The 22,656-nt window shown below is 43.0% G+C and carries 27 protein-coding genes and 1 tRNA gene; 11 read left to right on the top strand and 17 right to left on the bottom strand.

What is annotated here, in order from left to right:
* Positions 1-663, bottom strand: coding sequence for a uroporphyrinogen-III synthase (locus HMPREF9331_RS06065; RefSeq protein ID WP_016420124.1), 663 nt, complete (start codon positions 661-663; stop codon positions 1-3).
* A 259-nt stretch (positions 664-922) separates the two neighbouring features.
* On the opposite strand from HMPREF9331_RS06065, the gene HMPREF9331_RS06060 reads away from it, so the two are divergent.
* From HMPREF9331_RS06060 to HMPREF9331_RS06050, 3 genes are all read left to right on the top strand, one after another.
* The gene (locus HMPREF9331_RS06060; protein ID WP_009640854.1) at positions 923-1,558 is read left to right on the top strand and encodes a C40 family peptidase; all 636 of its coding nucleotides are present in this window, start codon (positions 923-925) and stop codon (positions 1,556-1,558) included.
* 83 nt (positions 1,559-1,641) lie between these two features.
* Complete coding sequence (gene serS / locus HMPREF9331_RS06055) at positions 1,642-2,913, top strand: serine--tRNA ligase (RefSeq protein ID WP_016420123.1); 1,272 nt, start codon at positions 1,642-1,644, stop codon at positions 2,911-2,913.
* Positions 2,914-3,003: 90 nt separating this feature from the next.
* Positions 3,004-3,597 carry a Uma2 family endonuclease gene (locus HMPREF9331_RS06050; RefSeq protein WP_016420122.1) on the top strand — a complete coding sequence of 198 codons (594 nt, stop codon included), beginning with the start codon at positions 3,004-3,006 and terminating at the stop codon, positions 3,595-3,597.
* Positions 3,598-3,652: 55 nt separating this feature from the next.
* On the opposite strand, the gene gpmA is transcribed toward HMPREF9331_RS06050, so the two are convergent.
* From gpmA to ychF, 4 genes are all read right to left on the bottom strand, one after another.
* Entirely contained in the window at positions 3,653-4,399 is a 747-nt protein-coding gene (gene gpmA / locus HMPREF9331_RS06045; protein WP_009640793.1) for a 2,3-diphosphoglycerate-dependent phosphoglycerate mutase, read from the bottom strand.
* 72 nt (positions 4,400-4,471) lie between these two features.
* Positions 4,472-5,761, bottom strand: a complete 1,290-nt coding sequence (locus HMPREF9331_RS06040) for a 4Fe-4S dicluster domain-containing protein (protein WP_016420121.1) — start codon at positions 5,759-5,761, stop codon at positions 4,472-4,474.
* An 88-nt stretch (positions 5,762-5,849) separates the two neighbouring features.
* Positions 5,850-6,815, bottom strand: a complete 966-nt coding sequence (locus HMPREF9331_RS06035) for an MlaD family protein (RefSeq protein WP_040357138.1) — start codon at positions 6,813-6,815, stop codon at positions 5,850-5,852.
* Between the two features lie 126 nt (positions 6,816-6,941).
* Complete coding sequence (gene ychF, locus HMPREF9331_RS06030; RefSeq protein WP_009640855.1) at positions 6,942-8,033, bottom strand: redox-regulated ATPase YchF; 1,092 nt, start codon at positions 8,031-8,033, stop codon at positions 6,942-6,944.
* A gap of 203 nt (positions 8,034-8,236) precedes the next feature.
* Here ychF and HMPREF9331_RS06025 point away from each other — a divergent pair.
* From HMPREF9331_RS06025 to HMPREF9331_RS06000, 6 genes are all read left to right on the top strand, one after another.
* A tRNA-His gene (locus HMPREF9331_RS06025) sits at positions 8,237-8,312 on the top strand.
* 146 nt (positions 8,313-8,458) lie between these two features.
* Positions 8,459-8,650 carry a hypothetical protein gene (locus HMPREF9331_RS06020; protein WP_009640574.1) on the top strand — a complete coding sequence of 64 codons (192 nt, stop codon included), beginning with the start codon at positions 8,459-8,461 and terminating at the stop codon, positions 8,648-8,650.
* Between the two features lie 84 nt (positions 8,651-8,734).
* A complete protein-coding gene (locus tag HMPREF9331_RS06015) occupies positions 8,735-9,685 on the top strand; it encodes a YihY/virulence factor BrkB family protein (RefSeq protein ID WP_016420119.1) in 951 nt (316 codons plus the stop codon).
* Positions 9,686-9,779: 94 nt separating this feature from the next.
* Entirely contained in the window at positions 9,780-11,054 is a 1,275-nt protein-coding gene (locus HMPREF9331_RS06010) for an AAA family ATPase (protein ID WP_016420118.1), read from the top strand.
* 3 nt (positions 11,055-11,057) lie between these two features.
* Positions 11,058-11,747, top strand: coding sequence for an RloB family protein (locus HMPREF9331_RS06005; protein ID WP_016420117.1), 690 nt, complete (start codon positions 11,058-11,060; stop codon positions 11,745-11,747).
* Between the two features lie 289 nt (positions 11,748-12,036).
* The gene (locus HMPREF9331_RS06000) at positions 12,037-12,288 is read left to right on the top strand and encodes a GlsB/YeaQ/YmgE family stress response membrane protein (protein WP_009640582.1); all 252 of its coding nucleotides are present in this window, start codon (positions 12,037-12,039) and stop codon (positions 12,286-12,288) included.
* A gap of 122 nt (positions 12,289-12,410) precedes the next feature.
* Here HMPREF9331_RS06000 and HMPREF9331_RS05995 read toward each other — a convergent pair whose 3' ends face one another.
* The 12 genes from HMPREF9331_RS05995 to HMPREF9331_RS05940 all read right to left on the bottom strand — a co-directional run bounded on the left by HMPREF9331_RS05995 (position 12,411) and on the right by HMPREF9331_RS05940 (position 20,453).
* Positions 12,411-12,797, bottom strand: coding sequence for a hypothetical protein (locus tag HMPREF9331_RS05995; protein WP_016420116.1), 387 nt, complete (start codon positions 12,795-12,797; stop codon positions 12,411-12,413).
* A 32-nt stretch (positions 12,798-12,829) separates the two neighbouring features.
* Positions 12,830-13,147, bottom strand: coding sequence for a YtxH domain-containing protein (locus tag HMPREF9331_RS05990; RefSeq protein ID WP_009640522.1), 318 nt, complete (start codon positions 13,145-13,147; stop codon positions 12,830-12,832).
* A 230-nt stretch (positions 13,148-13,377) separates the two neighbouring features.
* Positions 13,378-14,367, bottom strand: a complete 990-nt coding sequence (locus HMPREF9331_RS05985; protein WP_016420114.1) for an AAA family ATPase — start codon at positions 14,365-14,367, stop codon at positions 13,378-13,380.
* Positions 14,368-14,458: 91 nt separating this feature from the next.
* A complete protein-coding gene (locus tag HMPREF9331_RS05980) occupies positions 14,459-15,379 on the bottom strand; it encodes a DUF6263 family protein (RefSeq protein ID WP_234945858.1) in 921 nt (306 codons plus the stop codon).
* A gap of 131 nt (positions 15,380-15,510) precedes the next feature.
* The gene (locus HMPREF9331_RS05975) at positions 15,511-16,008 is read right to left on the bottom strand and encodes a hypothetical protein (RefSeq protein WP_016420112.1); all 498 of its coding nucleotides are present in this window, start codon (positions 16,006-16,008) and stop codon (positions 15,511-15,513) included.
* 10 nt (positions 16,009-16,018) lie between these two features.
* On the bottom strand, positions 16,019-16,507 hold the full coding sequence (locus HMPREF9331_RS05970; RefSeq protein WP_016420111.1) for a glycoside hydrolase family 73 protein: 489 nt from the start codon (positions 16,505-16,507) through the stop codon (positions 16,019-16,021).
* A 41-nt stretch (positions 16,508-16,548) separates the two neighbouring features.
* The gene (locus tag HMPREF9331_RS05965) at positions 16,549-16,980 is read right to left on the bottom strand and encodes a hypothetical protein (protein WP_009640545.1); all 432 of its coding nucleotides are present in this window, start codon (positions 16,978-16,980) and stop codon (positions 16,549-16,551) included.
* 28 nt (positions 16,981-17,008) lie between these two features.
* Positions 17,009-17,362: a hypothetical protein gene (locus tag HMPREF9331_RS05960; RefSeq protein WP_009640585.1), complete on the bottom strand. Its 354-nt coding sequence runs from the start codon at positions 17,360-17,362 to the stop codon at positions 17,009-17,011.
* Position 17,363: 1 nt separating this feature from the next.
* Positions 17,364-17,684, bottom strand: a complete 321-nt coding sequence (locus HMPREF9331_RS05955) for a DUF6706 family protein (RefSeq protein ID WP_016420110.1) — start codon at positions 17,682-17,684, stop codon at positions 17,364-17,366.
* Between the two features lie 65 nt (positions 17,685-17,749).
* On the bottom strand, positions 17,750-18,850 hold the full coding sequence (locus HMPREF9331_RS05950) for a major capsid protein (RefSeq protein WP_232211946.1): 1,101 nt from the start codon (positions 18,848-18,850) through the stop codon (positions 17,750-17,752).
* Between the two features lie 57 nt (positions 18,851-18,907).
* Positions 18,908-19,465, bottom strand: coding sequence for a hypothetical protein (locus HMPREF9331_RS05945; protein WP_016420109.1), 558 nt, complete (start codon positions 19,463-19,465; stop codon positions 18,908-18,910).
* A 367-nt stretch (positions 19,466-19,832) separates the two neighbouring features.
* Positions 19,833-20,453 carry a hypothetical protein gene (locus HMPREF9331_RS05940; protein ID WP_016420108.1) on the bottom strand — a complete coding sequence of 207 codons (621 nt, stop codon included), beginning with the start codon at positions 20,451-20,453 and terminating at the stop codon, positions 19,833-19,835.
* 244 nt (positions 20,454-20,697) lie between these two features.
* On the opposite strand from HMPREF9331_RS05940, the gene HMPREF9331_RS05935 reads away from it, so the two are divergent.
* Together HMPREF9331_RS05935 and HMPREF9331_RS05930 are read left to right on the top strand one after the other, a co-directional pair.
* Positions 20,698-21,096: a carboxypeptidase-like regulatory domain-containing protein gene (locus HMPREF9331_RS05935; RefSeq protein WP_016420107.1), complete on the top strand. Its 399-nt coding sequence runs from the start codon at positions 20,698-20,700 to the stop codon at positions 21,094-21,096.
* Positions 21,097-21,160: 64 nt separating this feature from the next.
* On the top strand, positions 21,161-22,489 hold the full coding sequence (locus tag HMPREF9331_RS05930; protein WP_016420106.1) for an alginate export family protein: 1,329 nt from the start codon (positions 21,161-21,163) through the stop codon (positions 22,487-22,489).
* The last annotated feature ends 167 nt before the right edge of the window (positions 22,490-22,656 follow it).

Below are 22,656 nucleotides of genomic sequence, written 5' to 3'. Positions count from 1 at the left end.
TTATCTGTTTTTAAATAGTTCTTTGCAACACGCCAAAACGCTCTCCACCGTAGGGCGTTCAGCTACATAGCTCTCCACTGCTTCAGGCAAAGCCGCTTGAGTGGTCGTTCCTATACATATAGCCTTCTCCCCCGATAGGGTATTTTCCCTTAGATAACTCTCTATAGCAGAAGGACTAAAGAAAAGCAGCCCCTCATAGCGCTTGGTAAGCTTCATTGGAGTTGGTTGTGTATGGTAAGTAAGACACTCTTGGAGTTGTATATGATTTGCTTTCAAAGTAGTAGGTAAGGTGTCCATTCGTTTTTCTCCACAGAAAAACACAAACGAACTCTTAGCATAATGCTTGACCAAATAGGGTGCTAACTGCTTGGCATAGTCAAACGATGCCACTACTTCCCAACCCTCCGCTTCGAGTAACTTTCGGGTTTTCTCTCCTACACAGAAAGCCTTTCGGTGAGGGAGTTGCTCATAACAAGGCATGGAGCGCAAGGCATACAAGGCATTTTGGCTGGTTAGCAAAAAATAATCCGCTTGAGGAACCCAGGTCAAAGCAGTGGCAGGTACCACCTTGATAAAATCGCTCATCTCCAGCGCAAAGCCTGCACAAACAAAGGCCTGCAACTGAGCTGGGGAAAGAAGTTTAGTGGAGAAGAGCTGTACCATATTTTTGGCGCAAATATAGTGAATATTCACCAGTTACACCTTAGGTTTCGCGCTTGTTTAACATTTGATATAAACAAAATAATGTTTTTATCAACAAAAACGAAAAAAAACATACAACTAATCAATTAATTCCGTAACTTTGCGGAGCGCTATTAGATGATTTCCAAGTAGTTCATTTTCATCTACTGATGTGTGCTTATAGCTCATGCCAAAGAAAACAACACTCATTTCGTAAAAGATATTTATCAAAAATAGATCTATGAAAAAAATATTTCCTACTCTTACTTTTGCTTTTTTAGCAGGTCTTTCCCTACAAGCGCAGAATCGCCCTGCTCGAGAATTGGTAGATAACCCTTCCTATATGGAAGGAGCCAATGATATGCTCATCGCTGCCACCGACTTTGGAAATATCTCCCGCTATGAGAGAGAGGTTATTGACGAATCGGCCATGCCCATCAGCCGAAGAGCGGAATTGCTTATCAAGCCTGATATGGCTGCTTTAGGCGCTGAAGAACGTATCGTTACCCTAATTGACTCGGCCTATTCTTATATAGGTACACCCTACAAGTGGGCAGGTACCAGTCGTAGTGGTATGGATTGCTCAGGATTTGTAAGTACTGCTTTCAGCGCTATCAATGTCCCCTTGAGCCGTTCCTCTATTGAGATGTCTACCCAAGGAAAAGATATTCCATTAAGCCAAGCTGAAGTCGGCGACCTGCTCTTCTTCAAAACCAACCGAAAGCGCAACCGCATCAGCCATGTAGGTATCGTAGTAGGAGTAGGCGATGAAGTCAAATTCATACACGCCTCCGTCTCCCAAGGCATTACCGTATCAAGCCTTTCAGAAAACTATTGGCAAAAAGCCTATGCCAAAACCAGTAGAGTACTTAAATAATGACAAGTGACGAGTGACTAATGGATTCTCCTCTATTCACTTTTCACTGTTCTCTTTTCACTTTTTACTTAAAATCAATTACTATGTTACAAATCAGCTACATTCGCGAGAACAAAGATCTCGTAATCAACGGATTAAAGAAGAGAAACTTCAAAGAATTAGAACTCGTAGAGGAGGCTATCGCCTTAGACGAACAGCGTCGCCTTATACAAACCAAATTGGACAATGCCCTTGCTGAAAGCAACAAACTCTCCAAAGAGATTGGTACGCTAATGAAGGAAGGCAAGAGACAAGAGGCTGAAGTTGCCAAAGCACAAACCGCTGACCTCAAAGAGCAAATCAAGCAGTACAGCACTACACTTGAACAAACCGTACTTTCTCTCAACGACATCCTATATCGTATTCCTAATATCCCCAATGCAATTGTTCCTGAAGGGAAGACCGCGGAGGACAACCTCACTGTATTCCAAGCAGGCGAAGTGCCTCACCTCTTTGAAGGAGCGCTCCCCCACTGGGAATTGGCTAAGAAATACAATATCATTGACTTTGAGTTAGGGGTAAAACTCACAGGAGCAGGCTTCCCTGTCTATAAAGACAAAGGAGCTAAGTTGCAAAGAGCGCTCATCTCCTATTTCTTGGACAAGAATACCGAGGCGGGTTATCTGGAATACCAAGTGCCTCATATGGTCAATCAGGATTCTGGCTATGGTACAGGACAGCTCCCCGATAAGGAAGGACAGATGTACCATGTACAGATAGATAACCTTTACCTAATTCCTACCGCCGAAGTGCCCGTAACGAACATCTTCCGCGATGTAATCTTGGCCGAGAGTGACCTGCCTATCCGCTGTACCGCCTACACTCCTTGTTTCCGTCGTGAAGCAGGTAGCTATGGCGCTCATGTGAGAGGGCTGAACCGCCTGCACCAGTTTGACAAAGTGGAAATCGTCCGTATAGAGCACCCCGACCGCTCTTATGAGGCACTTGACCAAATGGTAGAACACGTAAAGGGTATCCTCAACGAGCTGAAACTCCCTTATCGTATCCTACGCCTCTGCGGAGGAGACTTAGGCTTTACCTCTGCCATTACTTATGACTTTGAGGTATATTCCACCGCTCAAGAAAAGTGGTTGGAAATCAGTTCCGTGTCCAACTTTGAGACATTCCAGGCCAACCGCCTTAAGCTTCGTTTCCGCAATGCTGAAGGCAAGCCACAACTCGCCCATACACTCAATGGTAGCTCACTGGCCTTACCACGTGTCTTGGCGGGTATCTTGGAAAACTATCAAACCCCTGAAGGTATCGTCATCCCTGAAGTATTACGCAAATACACAGGATTTGACATTATTAATTAACAGGTAAAAGGTAAAAAGTAAAAACTCCCTATTGCTCACATTTGCCTATATAGTTTTACTTTTTACCTTTTATTTTTTACCTTTATAAAAATGACCATCACTCATCTCAGTCAGTTAGACCCCAATGGTATTTATACCTATGCTGATTACCTATTGTGGCAACTCAAAGAACGTGTGGAGCTGCTCAGTGGGCGTATCTTCTCTATGTCTCCTGCTCCCTCTCGTAGGCATCAGGAAGTCATTGGTGATTTGCACTGGCGTTTGGTGAATTTCTTTAAGCAATGTACGGACAAGTGCGATTGCAAGGTCTATTTAGCACCCTTTGACGTTCGTCTGCCACAAAAAGAAAGTGCTGACAACCAAATATATACAGTAGTACAGCCCGACTTATGTATCATTTGTGATCCGAACAAACTTGATGATCGTGGAGCCATAGGCGCCCCAGACTTAGTGATAGAAGTACTTTCCGCTCACAACTCCAAGAAAGACCTCAAAGACAAATACAAGATATATGAGGAGGCAGGCATACCCGAATACTGGATTGTATATCCTCAAGAGCAATCTATCTCTGTATATACCTTAGAACAAGGACACTATATAGGTCTTCCCCCTGTTGCCCAAGGAGAACCCGTCCGGTCTGTTCGTTTCCCTAATATGAATTTCATAATGAATTTTGAGTTTTGAGTTTTTAATTTTGAGTTACTACAACTCAAAACTAAGCACTCAAAACTCAAAACTTTTATTTGCTTTTTCCTTGGTTTGCTACGCTGTTAATAGCAGCGGCAATAGCCTCTTGGTCGCCTAAGTAGTAGTGCTTGATTGGCTTAAGGTCAGCATCCAATTCGTATACCAAAGGCACTCCTGTAGGAATATTGAGCTTTAGGATTTCTTCCTCGGAAAGGCTATCCAAATACTGTACTAACGAACGTAAGCTGTTACCATGGGCGGCAATAATCACGCTTTTGCCCTCCTTTATTGCAGGAGCTATATCGCTGAACCATAGGGGGAGCATACGATCGTAGCAGTCCTTAAGGCTCTCTCCTGCGGTCTTTTCTTCCTTGGTGAGGGCATTGTAACGACGATCATGAGAGGGGTGACGCTCATCGCTCTCTTCCAATAGAGGAGGCTGTACATCGTACGAACGTCTCCAAAGGAGTACTTGGTCTTCTCCGTATTTGGCAGCTGTTTCAGCCTTGTTAAGACCTTGCAAAGCCCCATAACTCTTTTCATTGAGGCGCCAACTCTTATAGGTAGGCACCCATAGTTCGCCCATAACTTCCAAGGCGTTATTAAGCGTCTTGATCGCTCTTTTGAGCACTGAAGTATAAGCCACATCAAAAAGGAAGCCCTCTTCCTTGAGCACACGACCTGCCTCACGTGCCTCTTGTACTCCCTGCTCAGTAAGATCTACATCTTGCCAACCTGTGAATAGGTTAAGTTTGTTCCATTCACTCTGTCCATGACGTAATAGTACTACTTTATACATATTATAGCTGATTAATAGGTTATTAATAAGGTTATATAGAGAGACAAAGTTACGAATAAAAAAACAAATTTCCTATTCTTTCCACATTTTTTCTCTTTCCGAAGGATTATAACCCCATGGGGAAGAGGTATTCTCCATTTGGGTCATCATTTTATTAAGTGCGGCAGGGGCTGCGGACTGCTCCATGACGATATAGCGACGCATATCCACAATGATAGACATGGGACTGATCTCCATAGGACATGCCTCCACACAGGCAGCACAGGTAGTACAAGCCCACAATTCTTCTGGGGTAATGTAATCGCCTAAGAGTTGCTTGTTGTCAGGGGAAAAAACACCCTTATTTTTCTGTATATTCTCACCCACCTCTTGCACTCTTCGGCGGGTATCCATCATGATTTTACGAGGGGAAAGTAGTTTGCCCGTTTGGTTGGCTGGGCACTCATCGGTACAGCGGCCACATTCGGTACAGCTATAGGCTGAGAGTAGTTGCACTCGACTCAGGTGCATTACATCTCCAGCTCCGAAAGTGGGCGTTTCTTCCTCCTGTTCCCCACTATCCTCTATAGTGCCGAGCATCAGTTGGACTTCTTTGGTCACTGTGGGCAGGTTATCCAAAGCTCCTTTGGGCTTTACTGGCGCATAATAGGTATAGGGGAACGCCAAGAGGATATGTAAGTGCTTGGAGTAATAGAGGTAATTGAGAAAGGCAAATATTCCTATAATATGCCCCCACCAAGCAGTACGTTCTATAGCGATGAGTACAGGAGTTGAAAAAGAGGAAAAGAGTGGGGTGAGCCACTGGCTTATAGGAAAAGCACCTACTTTGGCATAAGGGGCTACTTCTCTGATCTGCAAGAGACTATCGCAAGCATTCATCACCAAAAAAAGGCTCATCATCACCATTTCGGCATAGAGAATGATATTGGCATCACGCTTGGCCTTGCCTTGTAATTCCTTTTTGCGAAAGCGTGGAATCTTAAGCACATTTCTACGTATATAGAAGGTAACCACACCCACTATAACCAAGAGCGCCAAGCACTCAAAGGTTCCAATGAGGATATTGTAGAAAGTCCCCATAAAGCCAAAGACACGGTGAGTGGAAAAAATCCCATCTATAAGGATTTCCAAGACCTCTATATTGATCACTATAAAGCCCACATATACAAACAGGTGTAACAGTCCTGCCACAGGACGTACGCCCATTTTCCCTTGCCCTAAGGCCAAGCGAAGCATGCGCAAAAGCCGCTCTCGCTTATGGTCAGAGGTATCTACCACTGTCCCTAAGCGTATATTACGGCGAAGCCTACGCATATTGCGTACAAAAAGGGCTATGCCCACTATGACTAATAGTATAAACAAGGAGTTAGTTTTTAGTTGTTAGTAATCAGTGGTTAGTGATTAGTGGTTAGTTGTTAGCTCCTAACCACTAACGACTAACCACTAATCACTAATTCCTTTCAGAGATAGGTGTTTCTACTTTTTTAGGGGTCTCATACTCTTGGTTTCTCTTACCAAAAACAGAGATATGTACATAACGCTTAGGATTCAGACGTATATCCTCCATAAGCAAACCGAGTTCGGAAGTGGCTGTCTGTAAGTTATTGTATAGCTTAGGATCGGTAAGGAGTTTGCTTACGGTACCATTGCCTTTTTCTATCTTTTGTAACAGGTCATTTACTTGATTGAGCGTACCCTCCACCTGAGTCATAAGTTTGCCTACTTGTAGCTTAGAGAGCGAATCGCTGAGTTGTACAAAGTTGCCTGAGAGAGTCTCCACATTGGCCAATGATTTATGCAAAGGTGCCTGAGAGGAAGCCAAAAGGTTATTGAGGCTCACCGATGCCTTGTTCATGTTCTGCAAGGTCACATTTAGATTGGCCAAGCTCTCTTTGATATCCTGTTGTGCTTTGGCATTGAGTGTATTAGAAAAAGCTAGCATCAGTGAATCCACCGAAGTCAGTACCTTATTGAGGTTCTTAGCCGTTGGTTCTAAGTTCTCCCCTATGGCATCCATAAGGCTGGCTTGGATATGTGAGGACAAGGTATCACCCGCTTGAGCAAGTGGTGCCCCATCCAAGGCTGGTAAGAGCTGTAACCCTGTATTTCCTATAAGGCTGGTGTAGATCTCCGCTTTGGTACTCTTAGAAAACGTAAAGTCCTTTTTCACCGAGAAGGTCACAATAACCTTAGCGGTTTGCGGGTCTATCTTTACCTGCTTTACGGTACCTATATTTACCCCATTGGCAGTAACATTGGTTCCTGACTGCAAGCCTGCCGAATGAGAAAAGACTGCATAATAATCCTTATCCGTATTGAACAGAGACGATGATTTGACAAAGCTCACTCCAAAAATAAAGCTTGCTATACCTATGAGAACGATAATGGCTGTTTTAGCCTCCTTTGATATTTTCACGATGTTACTTATAAAATTTCGGGGCAAATGTACAAAATTAATGATTAATGACAAATGATTAACGATAAATAGTTTTAGTAATAAGGGTGTGGATTAGTCACTAGTCGTTAGTCATTAGTCACTACGCTACACGTTAAATCTAAAGTGCATAATATCTCCATCTTTAACAATGTATTCTTTTCCTTCTACACGCATTTTTCCTGCTTCCTTGACTTTGCTTTCGCTGCCATAGGTGATAAAATCCTCATAGGCAATCACTTCGGCACGAATAAAACCACGTTCAAAATCGGAGTGTATCACCCCAGCAGCCTGAGGAGCAGTAGCACCCACTGGAATTGTCCAGGCACGTACTTCCTTGACTCCAGCGGTAAAATAGGTTTGTAGATTCAGTAGCTTATAAGCGGCACGAATCAGCACCGATGCCCCTGGCTCGCTTAGTCCCATATCCTGCAAGAACATCTGGCGTTCTTCGTAGGTTTCCAATTCGGCTATGTCCGCCTCGGTAGCCACGGCAAGCACGATGATTTGGGCGTTTTCATCTTTGACAGCCTCCCTTACCTGATCCACATATTTGTTCCCATTAGCGGCAGCGGCCTCATCTACATTGCATACATAGAGAATAGGTTTGGCTGTAAGTAGCTGATAGCTTTGGCTGAGTTCTACCTCTTCCTCGCTGAGCGCTACAGCACGTGCTGAAATCCCCTGTAGGAGCGCCTCCTTATAGCGACCCAAGAGCGCCAATTCCTTTTGGGCTACCTTGTCGCCAGCCTTGGCAGCACGGGTTACCTTTTCGAGGCGTTTCTCTACGGTCTCTAAATCCTTGAGCTGTAGTTCTATATCTATAGTTTCCTTATCACGAATCGGATTCACAGAGCCATCCACATGGACAATGTTGTCATTGTCAAAGCAACGCAACACATGGATAATGGCGTGGCACTCACGTATGTTTCCCAAGAATTGGTTACCGAGTCCTTCGCCCTTGCTGGCACCCTTTACCAGTCCTGCTATATCCACAATTTCTACTGTAGCGGGCTGTACGCGCTCAGGGTTAACGAGCGCTTCGAGCTTTTCAAGGCGTGCATCGGGAACATTGACCACCCCTAAGTTAGGCTCTATGGTACAAAAAGGAAAGTTAGCACTCTGTGCCTTAGCGTTTGACAAACAATTAAATAGCGTTGATTTTCCCACATTGGGGAGACCTACAATTCCTGCTTTCATTATCTTATGACGTTTTAAGGGGCAAAGATACAACAATAATGACAAATGACCAATTTTTAGTGATGAGTAGTTAGTGATTAACAGTTCGTTTTTTTATCACTGAAATACAATGACTTATAAAAAAGGATTTGAAAAATACATTTTTCCATCAAAAAAATTTTTCTAATTAGAAAAAAAGTATTACCTTTGCACCCGAAATAAATGGTGGTTTTAGCTCAGTTGGTTAGAGCGTCGGATTGTGGTTCCGAAGGTCGTGGGTTCGAGCCCCATACTCCACCCAGAACTCCTTATAAGTTGTCGCTTATAAGGAGTTTTTTTGTAAAGTGAATACTTCATTGATTCTCTTCTAGGGATTAATAAATTGTCAAATTAATTTTTTTATCTCAAAAAAACATTGTAACTTTGCACAAGAAAAAAACAACAACATGCAAGTAGATTTTACTTTTCAAGAATATTTAGGCTTTTTGGCCTTTTTAGGTATTGCTACTATGGGATTTTGGCTTATGATTTTCTTGCTTTCCTATGTAGTACCTTATTGGGTATTTGGGGCTGCTATTGAGCGCTTTAAGGAAAGTCGTGCAGCTAAAAAACAGCAAAAACAAGAACAAGCTGCCTAAAATATCCCTATTGCAAAAGCCTACTCTTACAGGGGTCACTCCTCTGTAAGGGCTTTCGTGTATCTATACTAAACCATTTATAATATGATGAACTCCACTACAAAGAAGCTCATTGACCGTGTTCCCTTACTGAACAAGCTAGTGGCTTTGCTAAAGCGTATCCCACTGGGCAAGGGACAACAATTTTCCTTATATGACCTTTTGGAACTCTATACCATAGGGATTGTAAGGGGGGCGCTTACCTATAGAGCAAGTGCTATTTCCTACAGCTTCTTTGTAGCGATTTTCCCCTTCCTCTTGGTGGTCTTGAACCTAATTCCTTATATTCCTATCAATGACTTCCAACAGGATTTTTGGGTATTCTTGGACAACCTACTCCCCCCTGGTACTCATCGCTTCTTTGAGGATATTTTCATGGACATCGCAGGCAAGAAGCGTGCAGGCTTGCTCTCTACCGTTTTTATACTTTCTATCTTTCTCACTACCAACGGAATCAATGCCGTTTTTGGAGGCTTTGAGTACTCCTATCACGTGGTGAATACCCGTGGAGTAGTAAGGCAATACTTTATCTCCATGGGGGTGGCTATGCTACTGGTGGTACTGATACTTTTTTCGGTAATCTTTTGGCTTGCCTTTGAGTACATCAAGGGAATGCGTATCTTTGAGTTCTTTGAGGGCAATCCATATTTCTTCCCTTTGGTCAAGAAAATATTCTTTATTTTCATCACTTATCTCTCGGTTTCTATTCTCTTCCATTTTGGTTCGCCCCAGAAAGGTATGCGCTTTTTCTCTGCAGGTTCTTTCCTTACCTTAGTGCTTTTTATTCTTACGACCTATGGTTTTGGAATCTATATAGAAAACTTTGCTCAATACAACCAACTCTATGGTTCCATAGGGGCGCTGCTGATCTTCCTATTATATATATGGCTCAACGCTACCATTCTCCTTTTGGGCTTTGAACTAAATGCCTCCCTGATGAAACTCCAACTTTCATCAAAAAGTGAAGAACAAAAAGTGATTGATACCAACCACTAACCACTAATCACCATAGCGTTAAAGTCCCTTAAATATCTTTTTATATTCCTTTTTTTTTCTATCTTTGCGAAAAATCCACAATTTTTAAGATAAAATGATTATACAAGACTTTAGCTTTGGTAACTTCCGTTCTTTCAAGGAAATACAAACACTAAGCCTGACGAAGGCCAAACTAACCTCTAAAAAAGATAAGGCTTTAGAGGGCACAAATACTTTTGCTCACCTGAAAGAATCGTTTCTAAAATCAAAAGTACTCTATGGTGGTAATGCCAGCGGAAAGAGCAACTTGATAAAAGCCTTGTCTGTCTTTCTGAAAATCATCTCCCAATCGGTCAAGGATGAAAAGGTACTGGAGCGCATCAATAGCTTTAGGCTCAGCGCCGACACCATGGAACAGCCTTCCTTCTTCCAAATGATTTTTTGGATAGATGAGAACAAATATCGCTATGGCTTCCAAGCAAGCGACAAGGCTATACTCTCCGAATGGCTCTATGAGAGGAAGGGCAAAAAAGAAACTTGCTACTTTATTCGCGAACAGAAGGGGATAAGCTATCTGAATGAAAACTTCTTCAAGGAAGGTGACATATACATGGGGTTAGCACAACAGGAGGACGGCAGTAAGGAGTTTCTATTCCCTACAAGCCTTTTCCTTAAGATGTTGGCCTCCTTTCCTTTTGCCAAAATCTCAAAGAGTATCATAGAGGGCTTCAATCAGATCAAGATCCTCAGCGGTTTGGGCGATGCTACTATGGCCGCTTATGCGAGAGAGGCCTTACGTATCCCTCAGAAGAAGTCTTTTATGCTGGAGGTACTCAAGCGTGGCGATACTTCAGTGGAGAAATTGGGCTTTTTGGAACTCAACAACGAACCTTCTGAAAATATGGAAGCCCCTAAGAAGCGCTCCGTATTACTTTCGGCTAAGAAATTGCGCGGCGGGGTAGATGAAGACAAAATTCCGCTTTCTCTCTTCGCCTTTGAGGAATTCGAATCCGAAGGTACCCAACGACTTTTTGAGTACGCTGCCTATCTATATGATGCTTTCTATGAAAAGAAAATCCTCATCATAGACCAATTTGACGCTCTGCTACACCCTCTACTGGCTAAAAAACTCGTAGCCTTATTCAACAGCTCAGCCAATGAGCAAAGCCAATTTGTCTTGACTACCAATAATACCCAACTACTTTTGGACAACCTGCTAAGGCGCGACCAGATTTCTTTTGTAGAGAAAGACAAAGAAGGTAGTAGCCACTTATATGCCTTGGCTGAAATAGCTGGGGTTAAAGGCGATACCTATGAGCGTGATTACTTGCATGGCAAGTATGGAGCTACTCCTATAGTAGGTGATTTTAATGAACTTTTTGAAAATTAAACCATGGCTAAAAGAAGAAAAACAACCTCCAAACAAACCAAGGCTATCAAAGCCTCCCGATATACCCGACAAACCGTCTCCCCTGCTATTACCCCCGCATGGGAATTGGTGAAGGATACTTATGAATATACGGAGAAAAGAACCCTGCATAAAACTATTTTAGTGGTATGCCAAGAGCAGGCAGAAACCTACTATTTTAAGCATTTCCCCCTTACCTCTCTGGTGGTGGTAGGCCTAAGCGGTGAGCAGCGCACTCCTTTGCAAACGGTGCTCTATGCTCAGGAGGTAGCCAAGGAAATGCACTATGACTTTGATGAAGTCTGGTGTGTGTGTGATGCTGCCCCCTCCGAGGCAAATAATCTAGAAGCTGCTGCCAAAAAAGCAAATGCTCTGGGGTATAAGCTTGTCTATAGCAATGATAGTTTTGACTTATGGGTATGGCTGCACTATGGAGATCCTCAAGAGGATTATGCCTCTGCCCTGAATGAGACACTACAGATAGATCCAGAGGAAGGAAAGAAAGCGGATTTCTATAAGCTGCTCTACAACCGATTGGAAGAGGACGAACGAGCTATACGGGCAAAAGCCATCGCGCGCGCTAAGAAACTATACTCCCTACAAGAAAAACGCACCTATGCAGACCAAGACCCCCTTACCAATATATACCTACTCGTGGAGAGACTCTCTTCTTAATGACTCAATTTCGCAAGTTGATGCAGATAACCGCTTTTCATTTGTTGAGGTGACTATTTAGTTATATATCCATTAACTTTGGAAAACGGGAGGGTATTCAATATTTTTTCTGAAAGAGGACAAAGATGATCTCTGTATATACAAAGACCTTGCTATAACACTAATAAAACCAATCCAATACCCCACAAACACTAACCCTATAATGCTTGCGTTTTTTGTCTATTAAAAAATAAATGTTTATCTAAAAAATAAATCCTATCTTTGTACTCTAATTTAATATTAAAAATTTATGGGTATTATTGCAACACTTATTATTGGAGCCATCGCTGGATGGCTAGGAGGAACTATCTACAAAGGTAGTGGATTAGGTCTTATTGGGAATATCATTGTGGGTATTCTTGGAAGCGGCGTCGGGTCTTGGCTTTTAGGGAGTGTGTTTAACATCTCACTTGGAGAAGGTTGGATTGGTGCTATCTTGACAGGAGCTATTGGAGCTATTGTTATTCTATTCTTGATAAATTTGATATTTAAAAAGAAATAATAAGCAATGAAGAGCAGATATTTTAGTATCTGCTCTTTTATTTTTTAAAATTCTCCCATCTGATAAGTGAAAAGCCCCGAAATAAAATATTTCAGGGCTTTTCCGTAGACGTTTTCTTAGAATTACCTTTTTGCGTTAGCAGTCCAAGTCTTTCCATCTGTAGTATACAGAATGTACAATGAAGATGCCGTTATTCTAATTATTTTTAGACCATCTTGAAAATCAACGTTTACTAAATTGTTATCTCCTTCTTTTTTGAAGCTAACTCCTTTTAGGTCTTCAATTCCATCTGAAAAACGGAAATAGTAATCATTTCCTGCTTTAACAACTGTTACAGAACCATTATCGGCAGATTTTTTATCTTTATCAGCTAAATAAGATATTTTACCTTTGTATGTTCCTACAAAAAGGTCATTGTCTGCTGGGTCATCTTTCTTGCTACAAGAAATGGATGAAAAAGCTACTATTGATAAACAAATCAAAGTAACTAAAGTAAAAATTTTTTTCATGATTAAAAAATTTAAAAATGATTAATGTTAAGTTATTTTTTAGCCTCTTTTTTAATAGAAGCCAATTTTTCTTCTAATAGACTAATTAGGTCTTCAGATTTATAGTTCGATTCTGATAAAAGATTGTCTATCTTTTCTTCCAAAGATCCTTTTATCTCCAATGATTTTTGACGCAAATTCTTGGTAAGACTTTCTAGTTGTTCTTTCAATTCATCAACTTTATCGCTTACAGAATCTTTAATTTTTTTACGTGTGTTTTTTCCTTTGTCTGGGGCAAAAAGAATACCCAAACCTACTCCTACAGCTGATCCAGCTGCTAGTCCTAATAATGTGTTTGCTATCTTTGACATATTTTAAAAAATTTAATTTATATCTCTTTTTAAATTCTAATACAATGCAAAGTTACGAATTAAAAACGATAAAAACAAATTTTAAATCATTTTTGTCGCAAAAAGATACAAAAAATAAAATTTTAGACTCAGATATCTATAAATATCACCTTTTACTTTCCACACAGATAGCCAAGAGATCATAGCGCTTGGGTATAGCTTATTAGTTCTTATCTTTTACTTTTTATTTTCTAAGGAACTTCCACTGTATTGATTATCTTATTAATAATTTCTACAGAGGTGATGTTTTCAGCTTCCGCCTCATAGGTAATTCCGATACGGTGACGTAGTACATCAAAGATTACCGAACGTACATCCTCTGGAATCACATACCCACGATGGTGTATGAAAGCATGACACTTGGCTGCTACCGCCAAACTGATACTACCACGAGGCGAAGCGCCAAACTGTATCAGCGGACTAAGTTCAGCCAACTGGTATTTTTCAGGATAACGGGTAGCGAAGATAATATCAAGGATATACTTCTCTATCTTCTCGTCCATATATACCTCATAGGCCACCTGCTGGGCGTGTAGGATCTGCTCCAAGGTCACCACCTGATTCACAGAAGGTTGTGTACCCTTGAGGTTGTTGTGCATGATCTGCTGTTCTTCTTGTAGCTTAGGATAGTCTATGACCACCTTGAGCATAAACCTATCCACTTGAGCCTCAGGAAGAGGGTAAGTACCTTCCTGCTCCACAGGATTCTGAGTGGCCATCACAAGGAAAGGCTTGTCTAGAGAAAAAGTCGTATCTCCTATAGTTACTTGCTTCTCCTGCATGGCTTCGAGCAAGGCTGATTGCACTTTAGCAGGTGCACGGTTGATTTCGTCGGCCAAGACAAAATTGGCAAAAACAGGCCCCTTCTTGATAGCAAATTCGTTCTGTTTAATATTGTAGGTCATCGTACCGATCACATCGGCAGGAAGCAAATCGGGGGTGAATTGTATACGGCTGAAAGAACCATGTACCGCCTTGGCAAGGGTATTGATAGAGAGGGTTTTAGCCAACCCTGGTACTCCTTCCAAAAGAATATGCCCCTGACCTAAGAGACCAATGAGCAAGGCATCCACCATATGGCGTTGGCCTATGATGACCTTGGACATCTCTGCCGTAAGGGTTTCTACAAATACACTTTCGCGCTTTATTTTTTCATTGATTTGACTGATATCAACACTCATAATTTTGTAATTTTCTTACATATCGTTTCAAGACGCTAAATTATTATTTTTTTCTTGATTAGCGCGTTAAAAGAAAGTGAATTTCTCTTTCTCACTTTTCACTCTTCACTTCTATACTTGATTGGCTCTCAAAGGGAATTACCTTTCCTTTTTGGTGAGAGAGATCACCCTCTACTTCGGTTTCTCCAGAGAGGGTTTGCTTGGCAGTGGCTTTTTTGATCCATTTGGTAGCAGGGTCAAGCCATATCTCTATGTCGGTTTGACCATTCATGGTAAAGAACACATACTGCCCTTGCTGGAGGATTACCTTCTCGTGATTGGTAGCCATCACTGCTTTCCCTCGGATATAGATATGCTCAGGGGTTACCTCCTGTAAGGTATATTGGGTTTTTACATTTACATTCATCTCCTTGGAAAGGAAAGAGGTAATCTCCCACTGCTCCCCTACCGCTACCCTTTGGCGAGGCAAGACAGAGAGCACATTGGAGAGGTTGGACTGTAGTGTAGTCTCGGCAAAAGCCGCTTCCAATTGTGCTTGTACCTGTTGGCGCTCGAAGGGAGTCAAGGGGTTTTCCTTGGCATGCTTTTTCTCCAACTGCTTCATAGCACGTTCCATAAGCGGTTTTACAGGGTCTAATTTTATAAATTTCCCCTTTACGCTTAGCTCCCCTTTGAAAGGCTGATTGCAAAGTTCCTTAGCGGCCTCGTTGGTATATTCAGGAATTTTCTCCAAAGGCATGTTCTTGCCTTGTACTTGGGTTTCCATTTGCAAAGTAGCCTCTTCATAGCGCAAGGTTACAGGATAGATCTGCTTGTCTTCCTTGCCAGGGGTAAAGCTCAGGCGTGTGGTACTGACCGCCTTAGCTGCTACGTCCAAGTTGTCCACCCGCTGCTTGGACGATACCTCCGCAACTACCGTAAGCCTATAGGCTTGTTTAGGCTTCAAGTCAAGACTCAAATCCACCGCTTGAGACCAGCCTAAAAAGGGCACAAATAATAATAAATATTTCATATTCAATAAGATAGCAAAGCAACGAATAAGATTATCCAATGCTTATGGTTATAGGGGCAAAGATAGTGAAATAATGACAAATGACAACTCACTTTTTCATCCACATATCCAGCCCCAAGTATTCGCTGGCTTTACTTTTCACGCTTCGCTATTATTGTCGCCATCACTACTGCAAGTACCACCCAAAAGAGTTTCCACCAAAGCTGTTGGGGAGTCTCTTGTTCCTGCTGCTGAAAATGGTGCTGGTGTAGCTTTTGGCGTTGCTGCTGATGCATCTGCTGGATTTGCTGTTGGTCTTGGGCTTGCTGTTGGGTTACTCGCTTGATTTTTACAGAGAGATGCGGGGCGCGCATGACCACCTTGTGTGCTTTACCCTGCTTAACCTCCGTAAAGGTAGCAAGAGCGGGAAAGGGCGAGAGCGTATCGGTAGGGGGTGCTATGCTGCCTGTGTCCATTTCCCATTCCACCTCTTGCCATTGGTCAAGGGAAAGCGTTTGGGTTCGCCTCTCTTGACTATATTGGACAAGGCTATCGTGCTGCTGAACTTGTGTAGTGCTTTGGGTATCTGGGTGTGTGGTCTTGCAAGCTGCAAAGAGCAGAAGCAAGGTAAAAAAACATATATATCTCATAAACAAGGGGTTAAGAGAGTTGGTCAATGATTATTTTGAGTTTGTAGGCATACTTGGGATCAGTGGCATAGCCTGCGGCGGCAATCTCCTCAGCCAAGCGATATGGGTCGTTCTTGTAGCGCATTGCCTTTTGGTAGCGAGGGTGCTGACTTAGCAGGCGAGCATGGTCGGTAAAGGACTCTTCTGGGCTGTTATACTTGCGGAACCAATCGCGTACTTGGCAGTAGTACTGGCCATTGGCAGCTTTTCTCACACTTATAATTTCAGGGAAATCCTCTATCTGAGGCACTGCCGACAGTACCTCTTGGGTTCTTAAGAGTTGCCGCTTCTCAGCAGGTGTGGTAGCAGAGGCCTTTATGCCAAAAAACATATTGCCAGGAGCATACTTCCCCCAACCTGTTTCCAAGGCTGCTTGAGCGAGTATAAAAATTGCTGAAATTCCCGTCTTTCGCTCACTCTCCATGGCATACGGGAGATATTTTTCTTTGAAAGTATTCATTTTTTACTTTTTACTTTTTACCTTATTACTTTTTACCTTTTTTAAATTCCCACTACAATTGTCGCTACATGTTGGTGTATTTCGGGTAGTGGCGTAAGGCTTTGCTTGAGGATCATCAGGTGCGGCTTGGCGCCTTGCCAAGAGGCACGAATGGCTGTGATGACCTCCGAGGCGATAAACCGCAGGCGATACCGAGCCGAGATATACTGGGTGCCCTGTACACCCTTATACACGTATACATCGGGCACATAGACAAGGATTTGCGCCACACCCGTAGTGGCTCGCTCCTGTACGGTCGGTTCCCTATCTTTGGAAAACTGACACTCAAGGCATTGCAGGACAATATCTTCCTTATAGGAATCCTGTGGACGATCATTGCCTAAGTAGATATCTCCAGTAAGTCCCAAACGGTTTTTGATATCATATTGGGTAAGTAGCTGATACAAATGGGTTTCTACATCAAAGGTTAGCATATTCAGTTATGTATTAAGTCTTTGTTTATTACACCCACAATCGGGAATGGAATTGTCCGATGTCGCACTTTTGGACACTGCCCATAAGTCGCACCTCTTTGCCTTCGGGGTCATCGCTCACAAGTATTTGTGCACCCACGGGCAGACGCGCTACCCCTTGGGGAAAGTAGATAACCGAGGCAAATCGGTGAAACGAAGCATTGCCCTTTTGGACATGGTGATAGAGGCTATTGGCCAAGGGTACTTCCTGCCCCTTGCTATTGACCTCCTCTCTACAGCGACAAAGAAGCACAGGCACCATGGTCGTCTCCGTCCAAGTACCATCAGCACGCCGCTGCGAGGCTGTTGTGGTCATCACAAAAAGATAATGGGGATACTTCATGTTACCATATTTCTGCTCTACTTCTTAGTTTGGGCGCGTGGGAAGGGAAGAGCACATTTTTCTCTCCCAGTTCGTAGCATAGGGCAGTGTAGTAAGCCTCTATGGCCTGCAAGTCCCAGCTCTGTGAGAAAGCACCTTCGGTACGCTTATAAGAGGTAGAGGCAAGTATAAGCGAAAAATAACGATAGATCGCCCTATCACAGCGCACTATCTCCAAGTCCCCCGCGGGGGAGAGTTGCCCCTTCTTCAGGAGCAACTCTATGGTCTGTGGCTCTATCCCCATAGGAGATAGGCTCTGGGTCAAGTATTCTAGATTAGTCATTAGTTTAGTTGTTAGTTGTTAGTGATTAGTCGTTAGTCACTTGTCATTAGTCACTTGTCATTATATTAGTTTTTATTCCAAGTCGTATTATTTACCTGCATAAGCAGAGAGCGTGCAGCCAAGTTCCACGCTGGAAAGAGGTTAGCAACCCCTTCGGTGATTTCCTTCACGGGTGATTCTTGGGAATACTTTTTAATGAGGGTATGCCCATGAAGTGCCCTGAGCGCATTGGAGGAAGGCATCTTCATATCTATAGGCGTTTTCCAATAGGTGTTGCCCAAGACCTTACTCTCGGAGAAGAGAATTACATCATCTTCAAAAGGATTCTGGGTCTTGTGTTCTCCAGAGGCCGCCTGCAAAGTGATTTCTTGGTCTATCACGATGATCTGTAGCCCACGATAGGTTTCGGCATGCTTAGCCAAATAAGCATTGACTGTACTAAGGTCAGGTGCATCGGCAGGGGACGCCCCTACGGCATAGGGCAGACAGCGCTTGCCTACTTCCTCTTGGGAGGCCAATTTGAGGAAGGTATCCACATTCATAAAAGCATACTTATAGCTCACCCCATGCTTTTGTTGTCCCAAGCGTATCGCCCTAGGTAAGTCCTTGGTTAGGGGTTTACCTGCTGTACCGTTGTAAGAGGCCTCTACCCCTATCTTCTGTTCCTTAGGAATTTGGTAGTCCATCTCATATTGGCTGACAACAGAAAAGTTGTTTTCTTGATCCAAGGAAAATTTCCCCAAGGAGATTTGTCGCAAGGCAATCCATTCGGCACGGGCGGCGATTCCATGCCAGCAATATTTGGTATCATCTGCCCAGAACTGCACCAAGGAGAGCATATCGGGGTTTTGAGCCGACATGGCTACCATCAAGTCATATTCGGTAAGCTCGTCCTCGTTTTTCTCCCGTGCTATGGAGAGCTTAGGAATATCCCCTTGGAGCTTGGCCAAGTTCTTACGTACCTTGGCAGGCACCGATGCCCCACGTGCCACTATATCGGCCGCCACCCTAAGACCCGATTGTGCCTCCAGCATACGCCAAGAGAGCGTTGAGGTTTCCCTAAGAGGAAACAAAGTAGGATAATAATACTGTTCGAGGTTGTAACTATTTACAACAGCTTGCAAGTCGGCCTGATTAAGACCCACCATAAGAGAAGAATTTATCATATAAGTTTTGAGTTTTGAGTTTTGAGTCTCTTGTCATTAGTCACTTGTCACTAGTCACTAAATAAAGCTTATCAGCTTGAGTTGTTCTCTGAGTGTTTTGGCTATGGGTTGGGAACGCTCTTCCTTGACTACCCCTATGAGCCAAGCGGCGCAGTACAGATCGCCTTCGCGAGGGACAAGTGTCGTATGAGCAATCAAGGCCACGGGTGCTACCTTAGGGATTTTGTTATGACCTTCGCTGGCAAAAAGGGGCGTATCCTTAGGAATATCCACTGCAAAGGCCTGTTCCAAGGTCAGGGTATCATACTCGGCATGTTCCTTATTAACAGCAGCAATCCGCTGTCCATCAGCTATATCTGCCGCTATATAGTCTCCTGCCAAAAAGTGGTGCCCCTTGGCCACCTTCAACTCCTTGGACGCCGTAGGGGTTACATAGAGCGTATAGGCGATTTTCTCCACCTCATAACAGCCGTCGCTTCCCTTGCCTATGGGTGTCCCTGCATATAGGTAAGCCCCACCCAAGAAATTAGAAGCTATAGTTACGCCGCCTGTGAGGTCAGCCAATGTGTGCATAAAGAGTCCCGATGTCGGAACTGCTGGTGTGATATGAATCATTTTTTTAATTGTTAATTGTTAATTTTTAATGATTTAAGTTTCGCAAGTTGTTTTTAGGTTGCTATTGAAATTGCAAGTAACTGATAAACAATTATTTGTAAAAACCTCCCCCCAACCCCCCTCCAAAGGGGGAGCTTTAAGGGCGTTGAAATGGTCTAATTTGTTTATTAAATTAGAAAATTTCCCTTTTATAACTTATTGAACCTCTATCACTTACTAACTCCCCCCTTGAGGGGGGGTAGGGGGGATGTTTTGAGAATCTGTTGATTACAGAGCTTGCGAAACTTAAGTTAATGATTTGTCACTTGTCATTAGTCACTTGTCACTTGTCATTAGTCATTAGTCACTTGTCACTTGTCACTATCTGTTAGACTTCTTTTCCCTTAAAGGCTATACTTTCTCCTTGTTGTAATTGGATAAAGGTAGCCACGGAGGAGGACACGCCTGTTTGTTGGGGATCCTTAGCATAATGAGGAGGGTGTTGTAAATAAAGATTGCGATTGGCCAACAGCTGGTTGGTTTGTTGTACATCTTGTTGTTTTTGTTGTAAATACTGAGCAAAATCATCTGCCGAGGCAAACTGCATTCGCTTAAAGTCCCTAAGGCTCTGCTGGCGGAACCCCTGGTCTTCGCAGCCACTGAGCACCTCCTGTAGCTGACTGTAACGCTGCTGTTGGCGCTGCGTAGTTTCGAACTTGCTTAGGCGCTGCTCAAGGGTCTCTACCTCTCGCGCTACGCGCTCCTGTATGAGCTGTTCCAAAGAGGGTGTCAGTGCCGCTGATGCTAGATGAGCAAAGGCTTCTGTGTTGAGTGCTTCCTGAGGGACAAAGTCCTTAATCTGCTCCAATGTTAGCTTGGCTACCAGTGCCTGCCCCTGATGACTATCGGGGTTCTGTGCCGCTAAGGAAGTGGCCAAGGGAGTGAGATGTGCAGGGTTTACTTGGGGAAATTTTTCAGTAAGCAATCCGAGAATTTCTTCTTGATTCATGATGTTTGACATTATTTCTTTTTGTTTGTTTGACGTTGCAAAAGTACAACATTTTTGAACCCAAAGTCAAGCATTTCTCCTACGAGAAGTAATAATTTATACAATAAAAAACTGTGTTAAGTATTTATATTTTATTTATGTTTAAAGGTGTTAATTGTTAAACAAAACACAATTGGCATATTTCATCTCTATCTTTTCTAATTTTTTTTGTACTTTTGAGCGAAATAATAATAAATTACGTGTTATGAAAAATTCATCTATCAGCTATATAATAGCCTTGTTTTTATGCAGCCTTGCCTGCTATGCAGCCGCTGTGTTGCCCAACAAAACAACGCAGCCGCTACTAAGCGTATCCCAGCAACAGACCTATAAGGTGTCAGGCACTGTGATTGATGCCAAGACACATACAATTATCCCAGAGGCGATTATCTTGCTAAAGAATCTCACCACAGGTCAGGAAAACACCTACTCTTGTGACCAATATGGCACTTATATGGTCGTCCTAGACGTGAAACAGAGCTACCTACTACAGGCAACTGCTAAGGGGTATGTCTCCTCTGAGCAAATCGCCTTCAAGGAGAACAACAATGATCCAGAGCAAGCACCGCTTAAAATGCTTGATTTTACGCTCTCTAAAAAGTGATTTGCAACTAGTGACTAACAACTGAGCCCTGAACACTAACAACTGTTAATAATAAATAAAACACATGAAAAAAGTCATCTTATCTGCCTTATTCTTGGCAGCACTTCCCTCTGTAGTACAAGCTCAAGAGGAAGAAACTCCAGAGAACACCTTTACGCTCTCTGCCCAGCTCCGCCCTCGTTTCGAATACCGAAACGGAGCTTATGTTCCTCTACAAGAGGGAGAAAAACCTGCCATCTTGGTCAATAACCGTACGCGAATCAACTTTGACTATCGTCATGGTGACCAATTGCAGCTTTTCCTCTCTTTCCAGAATGTCAACATCTGGGGACAAGCGCCTCAAGTACAACTCAATGATCGTACTGGAGGACTCTCTATCTTTGAGGCCTACGCTGCCTTACCTATCTACAAGGATATCAATGCCAAGATAGGCCGACAGATGATTGTTCTTGACGAAGACCGTATCTTCGGTTCTCTTGATTGGCACCCTGCTGGACGTGCACACGACGCTATCAACATCAACTGGAAAAACGACAAACTCTCCCTTCGTTCTTTCTTTGCCTTTAACCAAAACTATTTTGATGGAAATGCTAAAGACAAGCTCAATGGAAACGTCAATAATCCTAAAGGACAGTTCTTCGCCCCAGGAGGTCAGCCTTACCAACACTTAGAAGCAGTGCATGCCCATTACAACATCACCCCTACCCAAGGCGTGTCTGTCCTAGTAGCCAACCTCGGACAGCGCAACGACCTTGTTGATGATAATGATTACAACATGCAAACTATCGGTTTCCACTACCGCGGTAAGTCCGATGCGCTACGCTATGGTGCTGAAGGATACCTACAAACTGGTAAAAATGCAGCAGGTAAGGACAAAGAAGCATTCCTATTGGCCGCTCTAGTAGGTTACCAATTTACTCCTGCCTTCTCCGCTACCCTCGGTCTTGACTACCTTAGTGGGAATGATACCAATAGCAGCTCTAACAAAGACAAGGCTTTCAATCCTTTCTCTGGTACCAACCATAAGTTCTATGGCTTCATGGATCACTTCTACGTAAGCTATAGCCCAAGTGTAGGTCTTTTGAACCCTTACTTGAACCTTAACCTCAAGACCTCCGATAAGGGAAGCCTCTCCGCTACTGGACACTATTTCCGCTCTGCGGGTAAAATACTCGGTAGCGAAGACAACAAAACTCGCCACTTAGGTGTAGAAGGCGATTTAGTTTATACCCATAAGATACAGCAATATGTATCTCTACAAGCAGGCTACTCACTATTTATCCCTTCAGATAGTTACAAATCGTTACGTAGTCTTAGAAACGTACGCAAACAACAGGATTGGCTATGGTGCAGCCTTAACATCAATCCTAAACTATTCTCCGCGAAATTTTAATAAGTTTTGAGTTTTTAGTTCTAAGTTACTTCCTCGTAACTAAAAGACTATCTTGAGAAAATTTTCTCAAGATAGTCTTTTTTTCTGCCTACCAACTTCTAACCACTAATCACTGTTATAGTCAATCATATTTAACGCGAGTTCGACGTAAGCAAAATTATATTTAT

The organism is Capnocytophaga granulosa ATCC 51502 (genome assembly GCF_000411115.1).
Classification (GTDB): Bacteria; Bacteroidota; Bacteroidia; order Flavobacteriales; family Flavobacteriaceae; genus Capnocytophaga; species Capnocytophaga granulosa.
Note: the sequence above shows the minus strand (reverse complement) of the source record. Positions and strands in the feature narration are given on the sequence as shown.

Bases quoted from the DNA above. Each gene is read 5' to 3' on its own strand.
- HMPREF9331_RS06015 (WP_016420119.1), top strand. From the start codon at position 8,735: ATGATGAACTCCACTACAAAGAAGCTCATTGACCGTGTTCCCTTACTG.
- HMPREF9331_RS05980 (WP_234945858.1), bottom strand. From the start codon at position 15,379: ATGAAATATTTATTATTATTTGTGCCCTTTTTAGGCTGGTCTCAAGCG.
- HMPREF9331_RS06005 (WP_016420117.1), top strand. From the start codon at position 11,058: ATGGCTAAAAGAAGAAAAACAACCTCCAAACAAACCAAGGCTATCAAA.
- HMPREF9331_RS06020 (WP_009640574.1), top strand. From the start codon at position 8,459: ATGCAAGTAGATTTTACTTTTCAAGAATATTTAGGCTTTTTGGCCTTT.
- HMPREF9331_RS06050 (WP_016420122.1), top strand. From the start codon at position 3,004: ATGACCATCACTCATCTCAGTCAGTTAGACCCCAATGGTATTTATACC.
- HMPREF9331_RS05950 (WP_232211946.1), bottom strand. From the start codon at position 18,850: ATGATAAATTCTTCTCTTATGGTGGGTCTTAATCAGGCCGACTTGCAA.
- HMPREF9331_RS05995 (WP_016420116.1), bottom strand. From the start codon at position 12,797: ATGAAAAAAATTTTTACTTTAGTTACTTTGATTTGTTTATCAATAGTA.
- HMPREF9331_RS05990 (WP_009640522.1), bottom strand. From the start codon at position 13,147: ATGTCAAAGATAGCAAACACATTATTAGGACTAGCAGCTGGATCAGCT.
- HMPREF9331_RS05975 (WP_016420112.1), bottom strand. From the start codon at position 16,008: ATGAGATATATATGTTTTTTTACCTTGCTTCTGCTCTTTGCAGCTTGC.
- serS (WP_016420123.1), top strand. From the start codon at position 1,642: ATGTTACAAATCAGCTACATTCGCGAGAACAAAGATCTCGTAATCAAC.
- HMPREF9331_RS06010 (WP_016420118.1), top strand. From the start codon at position 9,780: ATGATTATACAAGACTTTAGCTTTGGTAACTTCCGTTCTTTCAAGGAA.
- HMPREF9331_RS05960 (WP_009640585.1), bottom strand. From the start codon at position 17,362: ATGAAGTATCCCCATTATCTTTTTGTGATGACCACAACAGCCTCGCAG.
- HMPREF9331_RS06000 (WP_009640582.1), top strand. From the start codon at position 12,037: ATGGGTATTATTGCAACACTTATTATTGGAGCCATCGCTGGATGGCTA.
- HMPREF9331_RS05945 (WP_016420109.1), bottom strand. From the start codon at position 19,465: ATGATTCATATCACACCAGCAGTTCCGACATCGGGACTCTTTATGCAC.
- HMPREF9331_RS05970 (WP_016420111.1), bottom strand. From the start codon at position 16,507: ATGAATACTTTCAAAGAAAAATATCTCCCGTATGCCATGGAGAGTGAG.
- HMPREF9331_RS06065 (WP_016420124.1), bottom strand. From the start codon at position 663: ATGGTACAGCTCTTCTCCACTAAACTTCTTTCCCCAGCTCAGTTGCAG.
- HMPREF9331_RS05935 (WP_016420107.1), top strand. From the start codon at position 20,698: ATGAAAAATTCATCTATCAGCTATATAATAGCCTTGTTTTTATGCAGC.
- HMPREF9331_RS05965 (WP_009640545.1), bottom strand. From the start codon at position 16,980: ATGCTAACCTTTGATGTAGAAACCCATTTGTATCAGCTACTTACCCAA.
- HMPREF9331_RS05940 (WP_016420108.1), bottom strand. From the start codon at position 20,453: ATGAATCAAGAAGAAATTCTCGGATTGCTTACTGAAAAATTTCCCCAA.
- HMPREF9331_RS05930 (WP_016420106.1), top strand. From the start codon at position 21,161: ATGAAAAAAGTCATCTTATCTGCCTTATTCTTGGCAGCACTTCCCTCT.
- gpmA (WP_009640793.1), bottom strand. From the start codon at position 4,399: ATGTATAAAGTAGTACTATTACGTCATGGACAGAGTGAATGGAACAAA.
- HMPREF9331_RS06060 (WP_009640854.1), top strand. From the start codon at position 923: ATGAAAAAAATATTTCCTACTCTTACTTTTGCTTTTTTAGCAGGTCTT.
- ychF (WP_009640855.1), bottom strand. From the start codon at position 8,033: ATGAAAGCAGGAATTGTAGGTCTCCCCAATGTGGGAAAATCAACGCTA.
- HMPREF9331_RS05955 (WP_016420110.1), bottom strand. From the start codon at position 17,684: ATGACTAATCTAGAATACTTGACCCAGAGCCTATCTCCTATGGGGATA.
- HMPREF9331_RS05985 (WP_016420114.1), bottom strand. From the start codon at position 14,367: ATGAGTGTTGATATCAGTCAAATCAATGAAAAAATAAAGCGCGAAAGT.